This window comes from Pseudomonas sp. Choline-02u-1, from assembly GCF_002836515.1.
Taxonomy (GTDB): domain Bacteria; phylum Pseudomonadota; class Gammaproteobacteria; order Pseudomonadales; family Pseudomonadaceae; genus Aquipseudomonas.
On sequence record NZ_PJBC01000002.1, the window covers coordinates 186,116 to 204,476 of the forward strand.

Genomic DNA, 18,361 nt, shown 5'->3' on the forward strand with positions numbered 1-18,361 from the left:
GCCAGGGTCGGGGCTAAGGTCAACCCAGCTTTGACTCAATGGATTGAGGGAACTGCGCATGGAAGCACCCGTCTGCATACGTCCGGCCACACTGGCCGACGCCGGCATTATCAACCGCATCGTCGAACGCTCGATCCGCGTCGGATGTGCACTCGATCACCGCAATGATTCGTCGATCGTCAGCGACTGGGTCAATCAGTCCACCATCGATGTCATCAGTGGCCGGCTCGCCGCTCCACACATTTGTCTCTGCGTCGCTTTGCTTGAAGACAAACCGGTGGGTGTCGGCATGGCCGAGGCAAGTGGCGATATCTTGCTGTGTCACGTCCAGCCGGAGTCCTTCCGCCGAGGCGTCGGCCGGGCGCTGATGCAGAATCTTGAGGGCTGGTTGCGGATTCGCGGGGTGCAGCATGTGCACCTCAACAGCACCCGCACCGCTGCGGCGTTCTATCGGCATCTGGGGTATCAACAAGCAGCGCCACCCGTCACCTCCTGCGGCTTGCAGACCTTGCTGCTGCACAAGCCGTTGCCAGCCCCCACCGGACAACTCGATCAAGGGTGTAAATCCTTTCCTCGCTGAAGCGTTTCCAGAACAGGAAAACCTGCAAGTGCGCCCCGCGACCGGAACGCGCACCTGTCGGTGTGCTGTTTTGGTCATTATCCATAGCGAATTGAGGGGTCGAGAGATGTCAGTCGCCACCAGCCTTATCGAAGCGTCGTCGGCCCGGGTCGCCTCGGCGCCGGCGGAAACGTTATATGAATTCAACGAATCACCCCTGCTGACGCGTCAGAGCCGGCAGGAGTCCAATGCGCGCAGCTATCCGCGCCGTATCCCGCTGGCGCTCAAACGTGCCAAGGGCTTGTATGTCGAGGACGTTGAGGGGCGTACGTTCATCGATTGCCTGGCTGGGGCCGGCACGCTGGCGCTGGGGCATAACCATCCGGTCGTGATCGAAGCGATCCAGCAGGTTCTCGCGGACGAGTTGCCGCTGCACACCCTCGACCTGACCACGCCAGTCAAAGATCGATTCGTCCAGGACCTGTTCGGCCTGCTGCCGACGGAACTGGCGGCGCAGGCGAAAATTCAGTTTTGCGGCCCGACCGGTACCGACGCGGTGGAGGCAGCGCTGAAACTGGTGCGCACTGCCACTGGCCGCAGCACCGTGCTGTCCTTTTCCGGTGGCTATCACGGCATGAGCCAAGGTGCGTTGAGCCTGATGGGCAGCCTGGGGCCGAAAAAACCGCTGGGTGCCTTGCTCAGCAGTGGCGTGCAGTTCATGCCGTTTCCCTACGATTACCGTTGCCCGTTTGGCCTCGGTGGCGCGGCTGGAGTCAAAGCCAACCTGAGTTATCTGGAAAACCTGCTCAACGACCCCGAGGCGGGCGTGCAATTGCCGGCGGCGGTAATTGTCGAGGCGGTGCAGGGCGAGGGCGGGGTGATACCGGCGGATGTCGAGTGGTTGCGCGGCTTGCGCCGGATCACCGAAAAGGCTGGTGTAGCGCTGATCGTCGATGAGATTCAAAGCGGATTCGCCCGTACCGGAAAGATGTTTGCCTTTGAACATGCGGGCATCGTTCCGGATGTGGTGGTGCTCTCCAAGGCCATCGGCGGCAGTCTGCCGCTGGCGGTGGTGGTTTACCGCGACTGGCTCGACACCTGGCAACCGGGCGCCCATGCCGGCACGTTCCGTGGCAATCAAATGGCCATGGCCGCCGGTTCAGCGGTGATGCGCTATCTCGTGGAGCACAAGGTTTGCGAGCACGCCGCCGCCATGGGTGATCGACTCAGTGAACATCTGCACATTCTGCAACGCGACTTCCCGCAACTGGGCGATATCCGTGGGCGCGGCTTGATGCTTGGCGTCGAACTGGTGGACCCGAATGGTGCGCCTGATGCGCTTGGTCATCCGCCGGCCTTTGGGCGTCTGGCGCCACTGGTGCAGCGTGAATGCCTCAAGCGTGGCCTGATTCTGGAGCTGGGCGGCCGCCATGGCGCCGTTGTGCGCTTCCTGCCGCCGCTGGTGATTACCGCAGCGGAAATCGACCGGGTGGCCGAGATCTTCGGTCGCGCATTGGCCGCTGCCACCGCCGCGCTGTAAATTTCTTCACGCGGCGAACGTTCTTTCTACATACCCCGGCTGCATCCGTTGTGCAGCCGACCTTACAACGATGGAGAACCAGCATGACGTCAGTATTCGACCGCGAGGACATCCTCTTTCAGGTCGTGGTCAACCACGAAGAGCAATACTCGATCTGGCCCGATTACAAAGCCGTACCAGAAGGCTGGCGCACCGTGGGCAAGAGCGGCTTGAAGAAGGAATGCCTGGCCTACATCGAAGAAGTCTGGACCGACATGCGCCCGTTGAGCCTGCGCCAGAAGATGGATGCGCAAGTCGCGGCGCAATGAGCGACCGCGCAAAAAACCCGCTGAACCAGTGATGGTCAGCGGGTTTTTTCATGTCCTGGATTTTTATTTTCTGCAAACCCTCATCGTTGGCTTGCCTGCGATGAACGATGACTCGGCATCAGCCTGACTACGCTCCGCTCAACCCCTTGAGCAACAGATCCACATTAGCCTCCAGCTCCGCCAGCGGATCCGCCGCATCGGTACTCAACACCACCAGTCGGCTACCGGATTCAGCAATCGCCGCTTTCACTGGCTCCGCTGGCTGACGATGGTGCAGCACTACCGCCACATCGTTGTCCTTGAGCGTCGCTGTCAGCTTTTTCAAATCTTCCGACGTCCACTCGGCATCGGGCCGCGCGTCCTGTCCGGCCAGTTCAAGATTAAGGCTGCCAATCAGATAGCCGAAGTGATCGCTCAGACTCAACACACTCAGATTGTCCGCCTCGGCCAGACGCGCTTCGGTGTCGGCGCTGAGTTTCAGCAAACGCTGTTTCAGCGCCGCCAGGTTGGCCTCGATCGCAGGCTTGGCGCTTGGTGCCAGGCGCACCAGATCGGCGGCCATCACGTCAGCCATGCGCCCCATGTTGTTACTCGCCAGCCATGGCTGGCTGTTCAAGCCATCCACCTGCAGGCCCGGTTGCACGGCGATACCGGGCAGGGCGCCGTCGACCGGACGGGCAGCGTCGACTTCGACGATACGAATATTGCTGCGCCGCGCGAAAGGGTACAGCGGGTCATCCGCCCACAGCGATCGCAGACCGATCACCGCGTCCGCGTCAGTGGCCAGTTTGCTCAGCGCCGGCGCCCCACGGCCGCTGAAATACGCGGTCTGGCGGCTGCCGGGCAGGTTGGCCGGGGCTGCGCGTTCAAGGTCAACATCGGTGCCCTTGAGCAGCGCTTCGCCCAATCCATAAGTGATCGGCAACGAGGCCAGCACGCGCAAGGGTTTCGCACTTTCAGCAGCCAGAGACGGAGTGCAGACCACGCCACACAGGGCCATGGCCAGAGTCAGGTTACGCAGTGAAAAAGCCATTTATCCAAGGTTCCCTTTCAGGCTGGGGACGACGCCGCGCGCAATGGCGGCGAGGGCAAAAGCGATGCCGGCGACGAGAATGATCGCGGCGCCGGACGGAATCGGCAGGTCGAACACGATTGGTGCAAGAATCCCGCATAGCGTGCTCACGGTGGCAATCAGCACCGAACACCAGAAAAATCCTTTGAGTGACTGACTGAGCAAACGCGCCGCCGCCGCCGGGATCACCAGCAAGGCACCGACCAGAATCGCGCCGATCACCTTGACCGCCGCGACAGTGATCAGCGTCACCAGAATCACGAACAGGTAATCCAGCGTCTTGACCGCTACGCCACGCACCGCCGCCAGTTGCGGGTTGAAACTGGCGAGCATGATGCGGTTGTACAGCGGCAGGGCGAGGGCCATGACCAGTGAACCGACGATGGCCAGGACCGCCAGATCATTGCCGTTGACGGTCAGCACCGAACCGAACAGCACGTTTTCCAGAATGTGCACATTGATCTTGCCGGCGAGAATCAGCAGCAAGCTCGCGCCCAAGGCGAGCGATACCGAGAGAAACACGCCGATCAGCGTATCCGGTGCCAGCCCGGTGCGGTTGCGCAGGTAATTGAGCAGGATGCCGAACAGCAGGCAGTAACCGAACAGACTGCCGTATGGGCCGGTATAGGGTTCGCCGAGCAGAATACCGATGGCCACACCGGTCAACGCGGCATGGCCGACCGCTTCGGAAAAGAACGCAAAGCGCTTGACCACCACCAGCGTGCCGAGCCCGCCCAGCACCGGGCCGATCAGCAGGCCGGCAAGCAGGGCATTGACGACAAAGCCGTAGGCCAGCGCTTCGGGCAGATAACCGGAAGATGCCCAGCCCTGGACCATCAGACGAAAGGCTTCGTAGCTCATCAGACAGCGCTCCGTGGATGGGTGGAAAACAGTGTCAGCAGACGTTCCGGCGTCAGCGCCTGTTGCGGTGTGGCATCGAACAGCACGCGGCGGTTGAGACCGGTAACCCGATCGGCCAGCCGACCCACCGCTTCCAGATCATGCTCGATCCACAGCACGGTGATGCCCGCTGCGCGCCAGTCAGTCAGCAGGCGTTCGAACACCTGAATCCCTGCCTCATCGAGGGCTGACATAGGTTCGTCGAGCACCAGCAATTGCGGCGCCGGAATCAGGCCCTGCGCGAGCAGGACCCGCTGGCGCTCACCGCCGGACAGCGCGCCCATGCGCCGCTTGCGCTTGTCCTGCATGCCGACGCGCTCCAGCGCCTCGCCGATGGCGCCGGCGTAGTGTTTGCTCAAACCGAGAAAGGCCGGGCGGCGCTGGCACATGGCGGCCATGAAATCGTCGACGGTCATCGGCAGGCCGCGATCGAACTCCAGCGCCTGCGGGACGTAACCGGTGGTGCCGGGCTCGCCAGGCCAGCGCAGGCTGAGCTGGCCCTGATGCGGCATCTGCCCGAGCAGGGTTTTGATCAGCGAGCTCTTGCCACCGCCGTTGGGGCCGACCAGCGCATGCACGCTGCCGGGCTGCACCTGGAAGCTGACATTGTCGAGAATCGTCGTGCGCCCCAAGGTCAGGCTGATAGCCGCAAACTCCAGCGCCGGCCCGTTTTTCCCCTGTGGGGGCGAGCTTGCTTGCGAATGCGGTGTGTCATTCAGCGAAGATGTTGGCTGATCCGGTACCTTCGCGAGCAAGCTCGCTCCCACAGGGTTCTCTGCGTGATCGGCGGGGAGGGTTTGTTTCGACGTCATGCCCCGGACTCCTGAATCGCCCGAACCACGGTGTTGAGGTTGCCGGTCATTTCCTTTTCGTACTTGTCGGCGGTGTATTCGCCATAGGAAATGTGCGACAGCGGATAGAGCTTCACCCCGGATTCGCGCTGGATGGTGTCGACATAGCTGGAAGGGAAATCCATCTCGGAGAAGATCACTTTCACGTCGAGTTCACGCAACTGATCGATGGTTTTCTTCAACTGACTAGGGCTTGGTTCGATGCCGTGAGCAGGCTCGACCACAGCTGTCACTTCCAGGCCGAATTCGCGCAACAGATAGTCGTAAGCCGCATGCACCGTGGCCACGCGCAGTTCGGCGTTCGGTGCCTGGGTCAGTTTGGCCAGAGCGTCGGCGCGCATCTGCCGCAGGCGTTTGCCATAGGCGCGGGCGTTCTGGGTGTAGGTCTTGGCGTTGTCCGGGTCGAGTTTGCCCAACTCGCGGGCGATGTTGTTGACCTGGGCGATGGAGGCGCTGATCGACAGGAACGTGTGCGGGTTGACCACTTTGCCAGCGCCGCGCGCAGCGACACCGGTGGCTGCGAGCAATGGCACGTTTTCGTTGGCTTCGATGGTTTTGACATTGGGTGTTTCGCTGGCGGCGATCATTCGGTCGGCGAAGTCGTCATGGCCGACGCCGTTGAGCACGATCACGTCCAGTCCGCTGATGCGCTTGATGTCTTCGGCGCGCGGCTCGTAGGCGTGCGGGTTGAAGCCGGCAGGAATCAGCGGCACCACTTCGGCCTTGTCGCCGACGATATTGGCTACATAGCTGTAATACGGATGCAGGGTGATGCCGATACGCAGGCGTTTGCCTGGCTCGGCACCGGCCAGCGGGCTCAGCAGGCAGGCGCACAGGCCAAGCAGAAACAGGCGTAACAATGGACGGCGAGGCGATGAAATGGACATGGGCAAGCAGTCTTCTCTCGGATAAAGGCGAGGAATCAATGGCGATGTTCGCGGGTAACCCCGGCATCGAATTGCGCGACGATCTGTTTCCAGCCAGCGGCAGACAGCGCGGCGTCGGACAGATCCACCGCCGGCGGGGGATCGGCGCTGCGGTTCAGCCAGATGTCCGGCGCCGCGTTGGCGTCGGCACCGACACGCATCAGAAACGAGCCGGCGACATCAGGCGTCGCGCTACGGCCCAAATAGGCGTTGTCGGCGAACATTTGCCACGCATGACCGCCGCGGCTGATCGAACTGGCATCCAACGCGAACGGCGCAAAGCCTTCATCGGCCAGCGTCTGTGGCGTCGGCAGGGCTTTTTGCTCTTCGCGCAGCAAGCGGATTTCGTCGAGCGTCACCCGCAGGTCGGCATAGATGCCTTGCTCGGCGGCGCTGAGGTCGCGGCGGGCGTCGTACTGGTTGCTGGCCACCGGCTCCGGTTCATGGGAAACCCCGCGCCACGCCACCACCGAGCCGGCGACCGCGAGGATCACCAGGCACAACAGCAGCACATTGAGGGTTTCATGACCGGCGCCGGCCGGGCGTACCACTTGAGTTGTCGGGGTACTCATGGGGCTTCGATATCCGCCTGGTCGATTTCCACTACGTGGCCTGGGCCGGCGTCGAACAGCACATAGAATTCACTGCCGGGCTTTTTAAAGGTCAGCGTCGAGTCGTCGCCCAGTTTGCCCGGCACGAGAATGGTTTCGTCGTAGCCGATCACATCGAGGGTCACGCCCGGCGCGCCGCTGCCGTCGGAAAAACCGCCGGTGCATTTGATCTGTTCGGCATCGATGGCTTTGCATTCGCACATCGGGTTGTGCGCCAGGGCGCTGGCACTGAAACCGGCGCTCAGCAGCAGCGCGGCGCTGGCGAGCAAACGGGTATGAAGGGGTGAGCGAGTCATGGTTTGGCTCCTTGTTTGTTCAGCCACGCAACCGTGGCGGGGGAGGCTTGGCTCAGGGGCATCGCGGCCTGGTGCATGCTGCCGTCCCAGCCTTCCATGGTGATCCACAGCTCGGCGTCAGGTTTGGTCTTCGCCGGGATCGGCATTTGCGTGCCCATGCGATAAGGCGTACCGAAGAAAATCGTGCCAGCGGCGCGCAGACTGCGCGGTTTGCCGATGCGCAGGTAAGTGGCCTTGACCTGTTCGACACAGCTGTCACAGACGGCGGCAGTGAAGTCCTTCATGTAGCCGGCCGGTCCGCTCAGGTGCGGCGCCTCTTCGCGTAACTCCGCCAGACGCAGGCTCCACGGGCCGACCTGAACGGTGCCTATTTCCCGTTGGCCCAGGCCACTGTCGCCGCGAAACAGCGAGGCATCGGCAAAGTATTTCGGCATGAAGCCCAGCGGGATCAGCAACAGCAGAACATTGATGTGGAAGCGCCACTTGTGCCAGAAACGCGACAGGCGCGACGGCGGTGTGACCGAGATGGCTTTGTTCACAGGCTCGCCTCCGAAGGTTCACGGCGCAGCGCCGGCTGGGCGGTGACGCGGTTTTTCTTGTCCTCGCGTTTCAGCGCATTGGCGGTGGCCAGCGCGGTACGCTTGGTCCAGATGAGCAGGCCGCTGAGGATCATCATGCTCAGCAACAGACCGAAGAAGAACCAGATCAACTTGATCCAGATCCCACCGAAGTCGCCGGTGTGCAGCGGGCGCATGGATTCGGTGACGAATTCCAGCGAGGACCGATCGGACAGCAACCGTGAGGAGGCCATTTCGCCGTTGTACGGGTTGAGAGTCGCGGTCTGGTACATCAGCGGATACCAGCCACGGCCGCTGACGCTCATGTGCGAGTAGGCGTTGCCCGGCAGGTTGACGTAGCTGGCTTCCAGCCCGGGAATCTTCTGCTGGGCGATTTCGATGGCGCGGTCCAGGCTGATGCGCGGCGGCGGGGTGCCAGCGGCCGAAATCGGCACGCTTTCGCGGGACATCGCCGGAATGATCGGCTCGCTGGAAATGGAAATCTGGTTATCGAAAAGGAAAGCCTTGATCAGGAACCAGATGCCGGTGATGGAAATTACCGCGATGAACCAGATCGACCAGATGCCGCACAGACGATGGAAGTCGCCCCAGAAGATCCGCGCGCCATGGCGCACGCGCAGGGTCGGGCGCAGAAAACCTTTCCAGAAGCGTTTGTAGACCACCAGCCCGGTAATCAGCGAGACCAGCATCGGCACGCCGAGCAACGACACCAGATACCAGCCCCAACTGTAGCCATTGGTGAACGGTACCAGCCACCAGCCATGCAGGGCGCGGGTAAAGGCCTTGAAATCGAAGGCCGGCGCGGCGCCCTGGATGACCCCGGTGTACGGATTGACGTAGACCGTCAATGAGCGACCGTCGGGGTAGCTGACTTCGACGTCGAGGGCAAAGTGCGACTCGTCCGGGCGGTTGATGCTCTGCACCAGGGTTTGCGGTTCGGCCTGTTTGATCGCCGCGAGGATCTGGTCGTAGCTCAGTCGCGGCGCATCGTCCGACGGCTGACTGGCGCGCATTTGCGGGTTGGCCAGCCAGACAATTTCCTGGCTGACCACCGCCAGCGTGCCGGTGACGCAGACGATCAACACAAAGAACCAGATCGGCAACGCCAGCCAGCTATGCACCAGGAACCACAGTTTGGAACGGGATTTCTTCGACATGATTGCGCGTCTTGATTGCGGTGGAAGGGGCCGGGCTACGGGCTTCGCAGCACGGAACTCCCCGGGAGGCCGTTCGTGGCTTTTGCCTACGCGAACGGCCTGCATTCCTATAAGACGGATGAGCGAAGAAAATCCCGAAAGCGGATATGAAAGCAAATGTTTCGCAATTACATCGGCGAGGTGTTTTTGCCAGCCGATCCAGGGCATAAGTGCTCAGCTTTGGCGGAACATTTCCATGGCGCGTTGGCGAATCTGCTCTTCGCTCAGATCCTCCTTGTGCGTGGCGAGAAACCACAGATGCCCGAACGGGTCTCTCAGTGTCCCGCTGCGGTCACCGTAAAACTGGTCTTTGACCTCCGATACGCTTTGCGCCCCGGCATCCAGCGCCTGTTGGAATGACTGGTCGACATCGGTGACATACAGGTGCAAGCCGATCGACACCGCCTGCTCAGGATTGCTCAGCGGACCTTGATCGCAAGGCGTGCCGAGCATGATCGCGCTGTCACCAATGCGCAGCTCGGCATGGCCGATATTGCCGTCGGGCATGGTCAGGCGCATGACTTCGCTGGCATTGAAGGCTTTTCTGTAGAACTCAATGGCCTCGGCGGCCTGTTGGATGCCCAGGTACGGGGTAATGCTGTGATACCCCTCAGGAATGGGTTTGACGCTCATGACGTTCTCCCTGTTTTTGTTTTCAACAGATGTGGTTGCTCCGGATCTGCCCGGAGCAATCACTATAGAACCGTCCCTGCAGCGCAGATTTTCCGCCGACGAGCAGCGTTATCACTCCTCGCCAAAGTGCGGGCCTGGCCCTTGGTCACCGAGCGCGTCGCCTTTATTGCGCAATGGACACGCCTCCATCGACAGGCAACCGCAGCCGATGCACCCGGTGAGCTGATCGCGCATTAGCGTCAGTTGCCTGATTCGTTCGTCGAGCTCGCGCTGCCATTGTTCAGACAACATCTTCCAGTCGGCGGCCGTTGGCGCTCGATCCTGCGGCAGGATCTTCAGCGCTTCGCCGATTTCCGCCAGCGGTATCCCCAGCCGTTGCGCGACTTTGATCAACGCCACCCGGCGCAGCACGGCACGCGGATAACGGCGCTGGTTGCCAGCGTTGCGTTCACTCTTGATCAAACCCTTGGTTTCATAAAAGTGCAGCGCCGTGACCGCGACGCCGCTGCGCGCCGCAACGTCCCCAACAGTGAGAGGCTTGTGCACCTGGTCTTTGCTGATCATGCTGAAAATGCTCTTGACCTTGACTTAACTGGAGGTTTTACCCTGCAGCTCTTCGGGTCGCAAGGCTCGCTTCAAGATGAGTGGGGGTTTTCCATGAGCAATCGCAGCTTTACCCAATTGATCGAATTCGAAATCGAACCCCGTCAGCAAGCGGCGCTGATCTCGGCATTGGCGACGCAGACCGAGCGTCTGGCGCAGCGTTACGACGGATTTCTCAGCGCCAGCGTGCAGGCCAGCGACGACGGCCGTCGCGTGTTGAGCTTTTTGCAATGGCAAAGCCGCGAAGCGGGGGAGGCGGCGTTTCACACTTTCGAAAGCGGTGAGCAGGATTTCTGGCAACTGATCCGCACCCATCGGGCGAAAACAGTGACCTTCAATTCGTTCCAGGTGCACAGCAGCATTGCCCGCAGCCACGACGATGCGCTGCATTGCCGTTTGCCGGGTTAGCCGTTGTTAGCGCAAACCTGATAGCCACTATTGAGAGCGTTGATTTCTGCGCGAGCGTGCCCGGGCGTAGCCTTTCTCCATCGACCCCACATTGCTCGCCAGGACGCTCCCATGAACCGTTTTCTGACTGTTTCGCTGATGCTCGCTGTTTCCGTTCTTGCTGGCTGTGCCAGCCATGTTTCGCCAGAGCTGCGCCCTTACACCGCTGAAGAATCCCGCGAACTGGCGCTGGAAGCGCTGAACCGCAGCGGTTTGTCGTTCGACGAATACCATGCGAAAAAAGCCCAGTTGCTCGGCCAGCCGCAGAAGACGTTCGGCTTCGACCAACAAGGCGAGATGAGTGCCGAACGTGCCATACAGCTGCACGGTCGTCCAAGCTGACAGCAAACTGTACTGCTTGAAGTTTTTCCTAACTGTCCGTGGGTTTGCCGGGCGGCGTGGGATAGGGTCAACACCTGAATGACCCTGGATGGACTGCCTCGATGAATCTCTCGCTTGATCTGCTGTTGGGCTTTGCCCTGTTTGCCCTTGTCACCTCGATCACACCGGGGCCGAACAACACCATGTTGCTGGCGTCCGGGGTCAATTTCGGTTTCAACCGCACCATTCCACACATGCTCGGCATCAGCTGCGGCTTCTTTCTGCTGGTGGTGGCGGTGGGCTTTGGTCTTGGCGCGGTGTTTCAGGCCTATCCGATTCTTTACACGGTGCTGCGTTATGTCGGCGCGGCGTATTTGTTGTACCTGGCGTGGAAAATCGCTCATTGCGGCCCGGTCGGCGACAGTGCCATCGGCGAGGCTAAACCGATCAGCTATCTGGGCGCCGCAGCGTTCCAGTGGGTCAATCCCAAGGCGTGGATCATGGCCATCGGTGCCATCAGCACGTATACGCCGATGCAGGGTTACTTCTACAACGTTGTGATCATCGCGGCGGTATTCGCCATCATCAACCTCCCAAGTGTTGGCCTGTGGGCGGCATGCGGCACGCTGTTGCGCAATGTGCTCAAAGAGCCGCGCTGGTTGCGCGTGTTCAATTGGGGGATGGCGGCGTTGCTGGTGATCTCGCTGTATCCGTTACTGCTCGAAAGCTTTCACTGACGCATTGCTTCAATCGCCGGCCCGATGCCTGTTAAGCTCGGTTTCAGGAGCGTTCCTACGCACTTTTAAATGAAGCCCTACTTCTTTAACGGCATCCGATCAGGTATTGATGACGCTCTCGAACCCATGCACAGCTCACGAGGCTATGCATGGTCATTTGCAGACACGAGCCTCCTGATCCCGGAACACGCTCTGCGAGTCCTTTATGAACACACGTCCGTTGTATTTCGATTACGCCGCCACCACCCCGGTGGACGAGCGGGTCATCCAGGTGATGATCGAATGTCTGGGTTTTCACGGTAACTTCGGTAACCCGGCGTCCAGTTCCCACGCTTTCGGCCAGCAGGCCCGGCAGACGGTCGAGCAGGCACGTCGGCAAGTCGCCGATCTGGTCGGCGCGCAACCTGAGCAGATCGTCTGGACCTCCGGTGCGACCGAGTCCAACAACCTCGCGCTCAAAGGCGTTGCCCAGGCCCGTGGCATCTCGGGCGGCCATATCATTACCAGCCAGATCGAACACAAGGCCATCCTCGATACTGCCCGGCAATTGCAGGATTCAGGCATTGCCGTGACTTATCTGGTGCCGGACGCCGAAGGCTTGATCACCCCGCAAGCGGTCAGCGAAGCGATGCGTGACGACACCTTTCTGGTGTCGCTGATGCTCGTCAATAACGAGCTGGGTACGCTCAACGATGTCGAGGCGATTGGCGAAGTGGTGCGCAGTCGGCGGGCGTTGTTTCATGTCGATGCCGCGCAGGGCGCTGGCAAGGTCGCAATCGATCTGAGCCGCTGGCCGGTGGATCTGATGTCGTTTTCCGCACATAAACTCTACGGCCCCAAGGGCATCGGCGCCTTGTATGTCGGCCCGCACGCGCAGCAACGCTTGCATGCGCAGATCCACGGCGGCGGTCACGAAGGTGGCCTGCGCTCCGGAACCCTGGCGACTCATCAGATTGCGGGGATGGGCGCTGCTTTCGCTTTGGCCGTCGACGCATTCGATGAAGAGAAAAAGTCCATCATCGCTTTGCGCGAACGCTTGCTTGAACAGCTTTTGAAGTTGCCCGGCGTGCGCCTCAACGGCAGTGCCTCGCAACGTATTCCGCACACCCTGAGCCTGACCTTCAGCGAAGGCGATTTCAACAGCGCCGCGTTGAGCCATTCGATCGCATTTTCTGCGACTTCCGCGTGTAATTCCGCGAGCAATGCGCCGTCCCACGTGCTGTTGGCGTTGGGGCACGATGCGCGACTGGCAGGGCGCACCATTCGCTTGAGCCTCGGGCGGTTTACCACCGTCGAGGACGTCGAAAGGGCCGTCGAAATGATTACTACCGCCTGCGCCAGTGCCCCGGCATTCTGGGCGACAGGGCTTTAAACAGACGCTTTCCATGGCCGAGAAGGCTGCGAACAATAATGATGACGCGATTAGCAGGAGACATGATGAGTTCCCACACCTTGACCGAAGGATCGGTGCCTCAGCGCTTGGCGCATACCCGTGAGCTGATGCGCCGCGAAGGCATCCATGCGCTGCTGGTGCCGTCCGCCGACCCGCATCTGTCGGAATACCTGCCGGGTTACTGGCAGGGCCGGCAATGGCTGTCGGGTTTCCACGGTTCGGTCGGTACGCTGATCGTCACTGCTGATTTCGCTGGGGTCTGGGCCGACAGCCGTTACTGGGAGCAGGCGACCAAGGAACTGGCCGGCAGCGGCATCGAACTGGTCAAGCTGCAACCGGGGCAGCCGAGCCCGCTGGACTGGCTAGCCGAGCAAACCCCCGAGGGCGGTGTGGTGGCGGTCGATGGCGCGGTAATGGCAGTGGCTTCAGCGCGCACGCTGGGCAGCAAACTCGAAGCAGGCGGCGCTCGCCTTCGCACCGATATCGATTTGTTGCAGGAAATCTGGCGTGATCGTCCAAGCCTGCCTGACGCGCCGATCTATCAGCATCTGCCGCCGCAAGCGACCGTCAGCCGTGGCGAGAAGCTCGCTAAATTGCGCCAGACCTTGCAAGAGCGTGGCGCCGACTGGCATTTCATCGCCACCCTGGATGACATCGCCTGGCTGTTCAACCTGCGCGGCGGTGATGTTTCGTTCAATCCGGTGTTCGTATCGTTTGCCCTGATCAATCAACAGCAGGCGACGCTGTTCGTGGCGCTGAGCAAGGTCGATGCCGATCTGCGCGCCGTGCTTGAACAGGATGGCGTGACCCTGCGGGACTACAGCGAAGTAGCCGATGCGTTGCGTGCTGTACCAAGTGGCGCGAGCCTGCTGGTCGATCCGGCGCGAGTGACTACAGGTTTGCTGGATAATCTGGACAGTGGCGTAAAACTGGTCGAAGGCTTGAACCCGACCACGTTGGCCAAATCGCAGAAAAGCGAGGCCGACGCCCAGCACATCCGTAAAGCGATGGAGCAGGATGGCGCGGCGTTGTGCGAGTTTTTCGCCTGGCTGGAATCGGCATGGGGGCGCGAGCGCATCACCGAACTGACCATCGACGAGAAACTCACCGCTGCCCGTGAGCGTCGTCCCGATTACGTTTCGCTGAGCTTCAACACCATCGCCGCGTTCAACGCCAACGGTGCGATGCCGCACTATCACGCTACCGAAGAAGAGCATGCGCTGATCGAGGGTGATGGTCTGTTGCTCATCGATTCCGGTGGTCAATACCTCGGCGGGACCACAGACATCACGCGCATGGTCCCGGTGGGGACGCCGACGCAAGAGCAAAAGCAGGATTGCACGCGCGTGTTGAAAGGCGTGATTGCCTTGTCGAGGGCACGATTCCCCAAAGGCATTCTGTCACCGCTGCTCGACGCCATCGCCCGCGCGCCGATCTGGGCTGACAACGTCGACTACGGGCACGGCACTGGTCATGGCGTGGGGTATTTCCTCAACGTGCATGAGGGGCCGCAGGTGATTGCCTATCAGGCTGCACCAGCGCCGCAAACGGCTATGCAGCCGGGGATGATCACTTCGATCGAACCCGGTACTTATCGTCCAGGCCGCTGGGGTGTGCGCATCGAGAACCTGGCGATGAACCGCGAGGCCGGCAGCAGCGAATTCGGCGAGTTCCTCGAGTTTGAAACCCTGACGCTGTGCCCGATCGATACCCGTTGTCTGATTGCAGAGCTTTTGACGCAAGAAGAGAAGCAGTGGCTGAACGACTATCACCGCGAAGTCCATGAGCGTCTGAGCCCATTGCTTGAGGGGGCGACGCTGAGCTGGCTGAACGAGCGCACTGCGGCCATTTGATCGACTTGCCCAAGGCACTGCTCACAGTGCCTTGGGGCTTGGCTTCAATCCTGGCGCAATGCCTCTTCTACGAAGTCGAGTCGATCCTGACCGAAGAACAACTGATCGCCAATGAACATGCTGGGGGCACCGAAAACGCCGCGCTTGATGGCTGTCTCGGTGTTTTCCTTGAGGGCGGCTTTGACTGACTCATCGTTGGTCAGCGCCATTATCTCTCGGGGATCGAAGCCGTTTTCAGTCAGCACCCCGGCGATGGTTTGCGGGTCGTTGAGGTTACGGCCGTCCACCCAAAGCGCCCTGAACAGGCAGTCGACGAACTCCCCGAAACGCTGCGGCTGGTACAACTGCATGCCAGTGACGGCACGCATCAACATCAGCGTGTTGATCGGAAAGTGCGGATTGAACCTGAGCTGGACGCCGTAGCGCCTGGCGAAGCGATCGAGGTCCTGGAACATGTAGCGACCCTTGGCCGGAATGACTGCTGGCGAAGCGTTGCCGGTGGCTTTGAACACACCACCCAACAACATCGGGATGTAGACCAATTCACTCTGGGTTTCGGCGCAGATTTTCGGTAGCTGGGTGTGCGCCAGATACGTAGTGGGGCTGCCGAGGTCGAAAAAGAACTCCACGGTTTTCGTCATGATCAAGTTGCTCTTATTGTTGTAATCAGGAGGGGAGGGCTTACCAGCGTTCATTCCATGGGCGCAGGTCCAGTTCGAAGGTCCACGCATCCCGTGGCTGACTGTGCAGATACCAGTAATTTTCAGCGATGTGCTCTGGATTGAGAATGCCGTCCTGGTCCCTGGTTGCGTATTTTTCGGGAAAGCTGTTGCGAATGAAATCGGTGTCGATCGCACCATCAACCACAACATGGGCAACGTGGATGTTCATCGGCCCCAGTTCCCTGGCCATGCTTTGCGCCAGTGCGCGGATGCCATGTTTGGCTCCGGCAAAAGCGGCGAATCCTGCAGCACCGCGCAGTCCGGCAGTGGCTCCGGTAAACAGAATCGTGCCGCGCTGACGGGTCACCATACGCTTGGCCACTTCACGGGCGTTAAGGAAACCTGAGAAGCAGGCCATTTCCCAGATCTTGAAATATTTGCGCGCGGTTTCTTCGAGAATACTGCACGGCACGTTGGCGCCGATGTTGAAGACAAAGGCCTCGATAGGACCAACGCGGGCCTCGATGTCTTCGATGAGAGCGATGACGTCTTCTTCCTTGCGCGCATCGCAGGCAAAACCATGAGCCTCACCGCCCTCAGCGATGATTGCGTCAACCAATGGCTGCAGTTTGTCGGCGCTGCGCCGGGTCACGCAGGCAATGAATCCTTCACTGGCAAAACGCTTGGCAATCGCCCCGCCCGTGGCGTCGCCTGCCCCAACAACCAGCACGACCTTCTTGTTATTCATGGGTGAATCCCTTTGGGTTAACGATCGTTTAGTTAACGAACGTTATGCTAGGATTCGGGCAGCGTCAAGGCGATCTATTTCGGGAGAGGGCATGCGTTATTCAGCTGGACACAAATCGGAAACCCGCGAAAGGCTGCTGCAAAGCAGCGCGCTGTCGGCAAAGAAATCGGGGTTTTCCACGGTGGGCGTGGATGGCCTGATGAAAGCAATCGGTTTGAGTGGGGCCGCGTTCTACAGCCACTTTTCCTCCAAGGATGCCTTGTTCGCTGCCATCGTCGAGCGAGAGCTGAGTGAGAGTCTTGAGCGCCTTGGTGGGCAGGGCGGTGCAGATCGGCAGCGGCTGGAGCGTTGTCTGAAGCAGTACCTGAGCATGGCCCACGTCGAGCAACCTGAGGTCGGTTGCGCGCTGCCGTCATTGGGCGCGGAGATTGCCCGTGCCGATGTGCAGGTGCATGAGCAGGCTGAAGAATGGATTTGCCGCCTTCAGCAGGGCTGGGCTGAGATACTGGAAAGCGAGAGTCTGGCCTGGTCGGTGCTGTCGCAATGCGTGGGTGCATTGGTGGTCGCGCGAATGCTGGCAACACCGGACGTGCAGCGTACGGTGTTGCGCTCGAGCCATGAGGAAATTACGCGTCAGCTCACTTCGCCACGAGCCGAGTAGTTATTTGCAGATGACGATCATGCTGCGGCTGGTATAACCGGCGGGGTTCAAGCCGAACGGATAATCGCCAGGTTCTTCCACAGCATCGCCGGATTTGGCGATCACCTTGTAACCCTTGGGAGCGCAGGAGTTGGCGGCGCTGGTGTAGCACTTGTCCCATGAGGATGAAAGTCCGGAACAATTGATATGCAGCCCTTTCTTGCCGCGCTTGACCTGCGTTTCCGAGGTCGCTGCGCAACTTGCGATCGCCAGCAAGGCGATCATTAGCAAAATTCGTTTCATTACCATCCTTAATAGCGGCCGCGAGTCTGTTGCTCGGGTCTGCCTGTATTCGCTCGCGTTTTCAGCGTTGTGCCGTCCTTTGCGAAAAAATCCATGCCTGGCGATGGGTTACGGGGTTAAACATGGCCTAAATAAGCGCCAATTACCAGACCCACTTCTTATTACGCTTCAGTCGGCAGCGACAGCAGGCTTTGCACCGCTGCCCATGGTCATCGTCGCACCCACGGAAGCCAGAATAATGCACAGGATGGCCAGCCATTGTGACAGGGAAAGGTATTCCTGAAGAAAAAGCAGTCCTGATAGCGCGCCGAACGCTGGTTCGATACTCATTAAAGTGCCGAAGGTGCGTGCGGGCATTCGAGTGAGAGCCACCATTTCCAGGGTGTAGGGCAGGGCGGTAGACAGAATGGCGACTCCGATAGCGACGGGAATCAGTGATGGTGTGAGCAGCGCAGCGCCGGCATGAATGATGCCGATCGGCGCCACGAACAGCGCGGCGATCATCACCCCCAATGCTGCAGTGGTCACACCGTTGTCGGCGCCGGCCTTCTGTCCGAACAAAATGTATAGCGCCCAGCAGACTCCGGCCCCCAGCGCATAACCCGCGCCGACCAGATCGATCCCTGCAGTGGTGACGCCGGTTGGGATCAATAAAAGCAAGCCGGCTGCAGCAAGCGCGATCCAGACAAAATCGATGGCGCGGCGGGAGGCATATATAGCTACGGCCAGAGGGCCGGTGAATTCCAGCGCAACGGCGATGCCCAGTGGCACTGTCCGCAACGACATATAGAAGAGGAAATTCATCCCGCCCAAAGCCATTCCATAGACGATCACCGTACGCAGGGACTTGGCGGTCAGCTTTGCACGCCATGGGCGAAGCAACAGCAGCATGATCACACTAGCGAAGATCAGGCGAAGGGTGGTGGTCCCTTGTGCTCCGATAATCGGGAACATGCTTTTCGCCAACGAAGCGCCGGACTGGATGGATGCCATGGCTATCATGAGCAGGCCAACCGGGAACAAACTGGAGGCAAGGGAGCGGGGTTGGTCATTCATTACAGGGCAGCATCCAAATAAAAGCAAAAGTGTTGTTATGGTAGTGGGCAATATACTGCGCACTGGAGAGAGTCGCGTCTATATATAGGAGACGTTTTTGTTGATTTGAAAGAAAAGCGAAATTAACG

Annotated in this window: 23 protein-coding genes; 9 read left to right on the forward strand and 14 right to left on the reverse strand. The window is 60.2% G+C overall.

Annotated features, from left to right (window positions below):
* The first annotated feature begins 58 nt into the window (after positions 1-58).
* The 3 genes from CXF97_RS01870 to CXF97_RS01880 all read left to right on the forward strand — a co-directional run bounded on the left by CXF97_RS01870 (position 59) and on the right by CXF97_RS01880 (position 2,407).
* The gene (locus tag CXF97_RS01870) at positions 59-580 is read left to right on the forward strand and encodes a GNAT family N-acetyltransferase (RefSeq protein ID WP_101155619.1); all 522 of its coding nucleotides are present in this window, start codon (positions 59-61) and stop codon (positions 578-580) included.
* Positions 581-686: 106 nt separating this feature from the next.
* A complete protein-coding gene (locus CXF97_RS01875; RefSeq protein WP_101155621.1) occupies positions 687-2,099 on the forward strand; it encodes an aspartate aminotransferase family protein in 1,413 nt (470 codons plus the stop codon).
* Positions 2,100-2,182: 83 nt separating this feature from the next.
* Positions 2,183-2,407, forward strand: a complete 225-nt coding sequence (locus CXF97_RS01880) for an MbtH family protein (protein WP_041478467.1) — start codon at positions 2,183-2,185, stop codon at positions 2,405-2,407.
* 127 nt (positions 2,408-2,534) lie between these two features.
* Here CXF97_RS01880 and CXF97_RS01885 read toward each other — a convergent pair whose 3' ends face one another.
* The 10 genes from CXF97_RS01885 to soxR all read right to left on the reverse strand — a co-directional run bounded on the left by CXF97_RS01885 (position 2,535) and on the right by soxR (position 10,034).
* Entirely contained in the window at positions 2,535-3,440 is a 906-nt protein-coding gene (locus CXF97_RS01885; RefSeq protein WP_101155623.1) for a metal ABC transporter solute-binding protein, Zn/Mn family, read from the reverse strand.
* Complete coding sequence (locus CXF97_RS01890; RefSeq protein WP_007917717.1) at positions 3,441-4,340, reverse strand: metal ABC transporter permease; 900 nt, start codon at positions 4,338-4,340, stop codon at positions 3,441-3,443.
* Positions 4,340-5,191, reverse strand: coding sequence for a metal ABC transporter ATP-binding protein (locus CXF97_RS01895; RefSeq protein ID WP_101155625.1), 852 nt, complete (start codon positions 5,189-5,191; stop codon positions 4,340-4,342). Before CXF97_RS01895 ends, CXF97_RS01890 begins: the two co-directional genes overlap by 1 nt.
* Positions 5,188-6,117, reverse strand: coding sequence for a metal ABC transporter substrate-binding protein (locus CXF97_RS01900; RefSeq protein ID WP_101155627.1), 930 nt, complete (start codon positions 6,115-6,117; stop codon positions 5,188-5,190). Before CXF97_RS01900 ends, CXF97_RS01895 begins: the two co-directional genes overlap by 4 nt.
* 35 nt (positions 6,118-6,152) lie before the next feature.
* Positions 6,153-6,728, reverse strand: a complete 576-nt coding sequence (locus CXF97_RS01905) for a DUF6162 family protein (RefSeq protein ID WP_101155629.1) — start codon at positions 6,726-6,728, stop codon at positions 6,153-6,155.
* On the reverse strand, positions 6,725-7,063 hold the full coding sequence (locus tag CXF97_RS01910; RefSeq protein ID WP_101155631.1) for a hypothetical protein: 339 nt from the start codon (positions 7,061-7,063) through the stop codon (positions 6,725-6,727). Before CXF97_RS01910 ends, CXF97_RS01905 begins: the two co-directional genes overlap by 4 nt.
* Positions 7,060-7,602: a thiamine pyrophosphate-binding protein gene (locus CXF97_RS01915; protein WP_101155633.1), complete on the reverse strand. Its 543-nt coding sequence runs from the start codon at positions 7,600-7,602 to the stop codon at positions 7,060-7,062. Before CXF97_RS01915 ends, CXF97_RS01910 begins: the two co-directional genes overlap by 4 nt.
* On the reverse strand, positions 7,599-8,798 hold the full coding sequence (locus CXF97_RS01920; RefSeq protein ID WP_101155635.1) for a PepSY domain-containing protein: 1,200 nt from the start codon (positions 8,796-8,798) through the stop codon (positions 7,599-7,601). The genes CXF97_RS01915 and CXF97_RS01920 overlap by 4 nt, the downstream gene beginning before the upstream one ends.
* Positions 8,799-9,011: 213 nt before the next feature.
* The gene (locus tag CXF97_RS01925; protein ID WP_101155636.1) at positions 9,012-9,470 is read right to left on the reverse strand and encodes a VOC family protein; all 459 of its coding nucleotides are present in this window, start codon (positions 9,468-9,470) and stop codon (positions 9,012-9,014) included.
* Between the two features lie 111 nt (positions 9,471-9,581).
* Positions 9,582-10,034 carry a redox-sensitive transcriptional activator SoxR gene (gene soxR, locus CXF97_RS01930; RefSeq protein ID WP_101155637.1) on the reverse strand — a complete coding sequence of 151 codons (453 nt, stop codon included), beginning with the start codon at positions 10,032-10,034 and terminating at the stop codon, positions 9,582-9,584.
* Positions 10,035-10,127: 93 nt separating this feature from the next.
* Here soxR and CXF97_RS01935 point away from each other — a divergent pair, with 93 nt between their 5' ends.
* The 5 genes from CXF97_RS01935 (at position 10,128) to CXF97_RS01955 (ending at position 14,824) form a co-directional block, all read left to right on the forward strand.
* Positions 10,128-10,481: an antibiotic biosynthesis monooxygenase gene (locus CXF97_RS01935; protein ID WP_101155639.1), complete on the forward strand. Its 354-nt coding sequence runs from the start codon at positions 10,128-10,130 to the stop codon at positions 10,479-10,481.
* Positions 10,482-10,592: 111 nt separating this feature from the next.
* Complete coding sequence (locus CXF97_RS01940) at positions 10,593-10,862, forward strand: hypothetical protein (RefSeq protein WP_101155641.1); 270 nt, start codon at positions 10,593-10,595, stop codon at positions 10,860-10,862.
* A gap of 101 nt (positions 10,863-10,963) precedes the next feature.
* Entirely contained in the window at positions 10,964-11,578 is a 615-nt protein-coding gene (locus tag CXF97_RS01945; protein ID WP_101155643.1) for a LysE family translocator, read from the forward strand.
* A 205-nt stretch (positions 11,579-11,783) separates the two neighbouring features.
* Positions 11,784-12,950 carry a cysteine desulfurase family protein gene (locus CXF97_RS01950; protein ID WP_101155645.1) on the forward strand — a complete coding sequence of 389 codons (1,167 nt, stop codon included), beginning with the start codon at positions 11,784-11,786 and terminating at the stop codon, positions 12,948-12,950.
* Between the two features lie 65 nt (positions 12,951-13,015).
* Positions 13,016-14,824, forward strand: a complete 1,809-nt coding sequence (locus CXF97_RS01955; protein WP_101155647.1) for an aminopeptidase P family protein — start codon at positions 13,016-13,018, stop codon at positions 14,822-14,824.
* A 44-nt stretch (positions 14,825-14,868) separates the two neighbouring features.
* Here the strand turns inward: CXF97_RS01955 and CXF97_RS01960 are convergent, their stop codons facing one another.
* A complete protein-coding gene (locus CXF97_RS01960; RefSeq protein WP_101155649.1) occupies positions 14,869-15,465 on the reverse strand; it encodes a 2-hydroxychromene-2-carboxylate isomerase in 597 nt (198 codons plus the stop codon).
* Positions 15,466-15,505: 40 nt separating this feature from the next.
* Positions 15,506-16,234, reverse strand: coding sequence for an SDR family oxidoreductase (locus CXF97_RS01965; RefSeq protein WP_101155651.1), 729 nt, complete (start codon positions 16,232-16,234; stop codon positions 15,506-15,508).
* A gap of 91 nt (positions 16,235-16,325) precedes the next feature.
* Here CXF97_RS01965 and CXF97_RS01970 point away from each other — a divergent pair, with 91 nt between their 5' ends.
* Positions 16,326-16,895 carry a TetR/AcrR family transcriptional regulator gene (locus CXF97_RS01970; RefSeq protein ID WP_101155653.1) on the forward strand — a complete coding sequence of 190 codons (570 nt, stop codon included), beginning with the start codon at positions 16,326-16,328 and terminating at the stop codon, positions 16,893-16,895.
* Here CXF97_RS01970 and CXF97_RS01975 read toward each other — a convergent pair whose 3' ends face one another.
* Positions 16,896-17,177 (reverse strand): hypothetical protein, encoded by a 282-nt coding sequence (locus CXF97_RS01975; protein WP_041478482.1) that lies wholly within the window; start codon positions 17,175-17,177, stop codon positions 16,896-16,898.
* A 168-nt stretch (positions 17,178-17,345) separates the two neighbouring features.
* Entirely contained in the window at positions 17,346-18,233 is an 888-nt protein-coding gene (gene rhtA, locus CXF97_RS01980; protein WP_101155655.1) for a threonine/homoserine exporter RhtA, read from the reverse strand.
* Positions 18,234-18,361: the final 128 nt, after the last annotated feature.

Excerpts from the sequence above, each read along its gene's own strand:
- CXF97_RS01880 (WP_041478467.1), top strand. The coding sequence starts at position 2,183 with ATGACGTCAGTATTCGACCGCGAGGACATCCTCTTTCAGGTCGTGGTC.
- CXF97_RS01940 (WP_101155641.1), top strand. The coding sequence starts at position 10,593 with ATGAACCGTTTTCTGACTGTTTCGCTGATGCTCGCTGTTTCCGTTCTT.
- CXF97_RS01945 (WP_101155643.1), top strand. The coding sequence starts at position 10,964 with ATGAATCTCTCGCTTGATCTGCTGTTGGGCTTTGCCCTGTTTGCCCTT.
- soxR (WP_101155637.1), bottom strand. The coding sequence starts at position 10,034 with ATGATCAGCAAAGACCAGGTGCACAAGCCTCTCACTGTTGGGGACGTT.
- CXF97_RS01900 (WP_101155627.1), bottom strand. The coding sequence starts at position 6,117 with ATGTCCATTTCATCGCCTCGCCGTCCATTGTTACGCCTGTTTCTGCTT.
- CXF97_RS01925 (WP_101155636.1), bottom strand. The coding sequence starts at position 9,470 with ATGAGCGTCAAACCCATTCCTGAGGGGTATCACAGCATTACCCCGTAC.
- CXF97_RS01955 (WP_101155647.1), top strand. The coding sequence starts at position 13,016 with ATGAGTTCCCACACCTTGACCGAAGGATCGGTGCCTCAGCGCTTGGCG.
- CXF97_RS01965 (WP_101155651.1), bottom strand. The coding sequence starts at position 16,234 with ATGAATAACAAGAAGGTCGTGCTGGTTGTTGGGGCAGGCGACGCCACG.
- CXF97_RS01890 (WP_007917717.1), bottom strand. The coding sequence starts at position 4,340 with ATGAGCTACGAAGCCTTTCGTCTGATGGTCCAGGGCTGGGCATCTTCC.
- CXF97_RS01885 (WP_101155623.1), bottom strand. The coding sequence starts at position 3,440 with ATGGCTTTTTCACTGCGTAACCTGACTCTGGCCATGGCCCTGTGTGGC.
- CXF97_RS01910 (WP_101155631.1), bottom strand. The coding sequence starts at position 7,063 with ATGACTCGCTCACCCCTTCATACCCGTTTGCTCGCCAGCGCCGCGCTG.
- CXF97_RS01895 (WP_101155625.1), bottom strand. The coding sequence starts at position 5,191 with ATGACGTCGAAACAAACCCTCCCCGCCGATCACGCAGAGAACCCTGTG.
- rhtA (WP_101155655.1), bottom strand. The coding sequence starts at position 18,233 with ATGAATGACCAACCCCGCTCCCTTGCCTCCAGTTTGTTCCCGGTTGGC.
- CXF97_RS01875 (WP_101155621.1), top strand. The coding sequence starts at position 687 with ATGTCAGTCGCCACCAGCCTTATCGAAGCGTCGTCGGCCCGGGTCGCC.
- CXF97_RS01920 (WP_101155635.1), bottom strand. The coding sequence starts at position 8,798 with ATGTCGAAGAAATCCCGTTCCAAACTGTGGTTCCTGGTGCATAGCTGG.
- CXF97_RS01935 (WP_101155639.1), top strand. The coding sequence starts at position 10,128 with ATGAGCAATCGCAGCTTTACCCAATTGATCGAATTCGAAATCGAACCC.
- CXF97_RS01905 (WP_101155629.1), bottom strand. The coding sequence starts at position 6,728 with ATGAGTACCCCGACAACTCAAGTGGTACGCCCGGCCGGCGCCGGTCAT.
- CXF97_RS01950 (WP_101155645.1), top strand. The coding sequence starts at position 11,784 with ATGAACACACGTCCGTTGTATTTCGATTACGCCGCCACCACCCCGGTG.
- CXF97_RS01970 (WP_101155653.1), top strand. The coding sequence starts at position 16,326 with ATGCGTTATTCAGCTGGACACAAATCGGAAACCCGCGAAAGGCTGCTG.
- CXF97_RS01870 (WP_101155619.1), top strand. The coding sequence starts at position 59 with ATGGAAGCACCCGTCTGCATACGTCCGGCCACACTGGCCGACGCCGGC.
- CXF97_RS01975 (WP_041478482.1), bottom strand. The coding sequence starts at position 17,177 with ATGAAACGAATTTTGCTAATGATCGCCTTGCTGGCGATCGCAAGTTGC.
- CXF97_RS01960 (WP_101155649.1), bottom strand. The coding sequence starts at position 15,465 with ATGACGAAAACCGTGGAGTTCTTTTTCGACCTCGGCAGCCCCACTACG.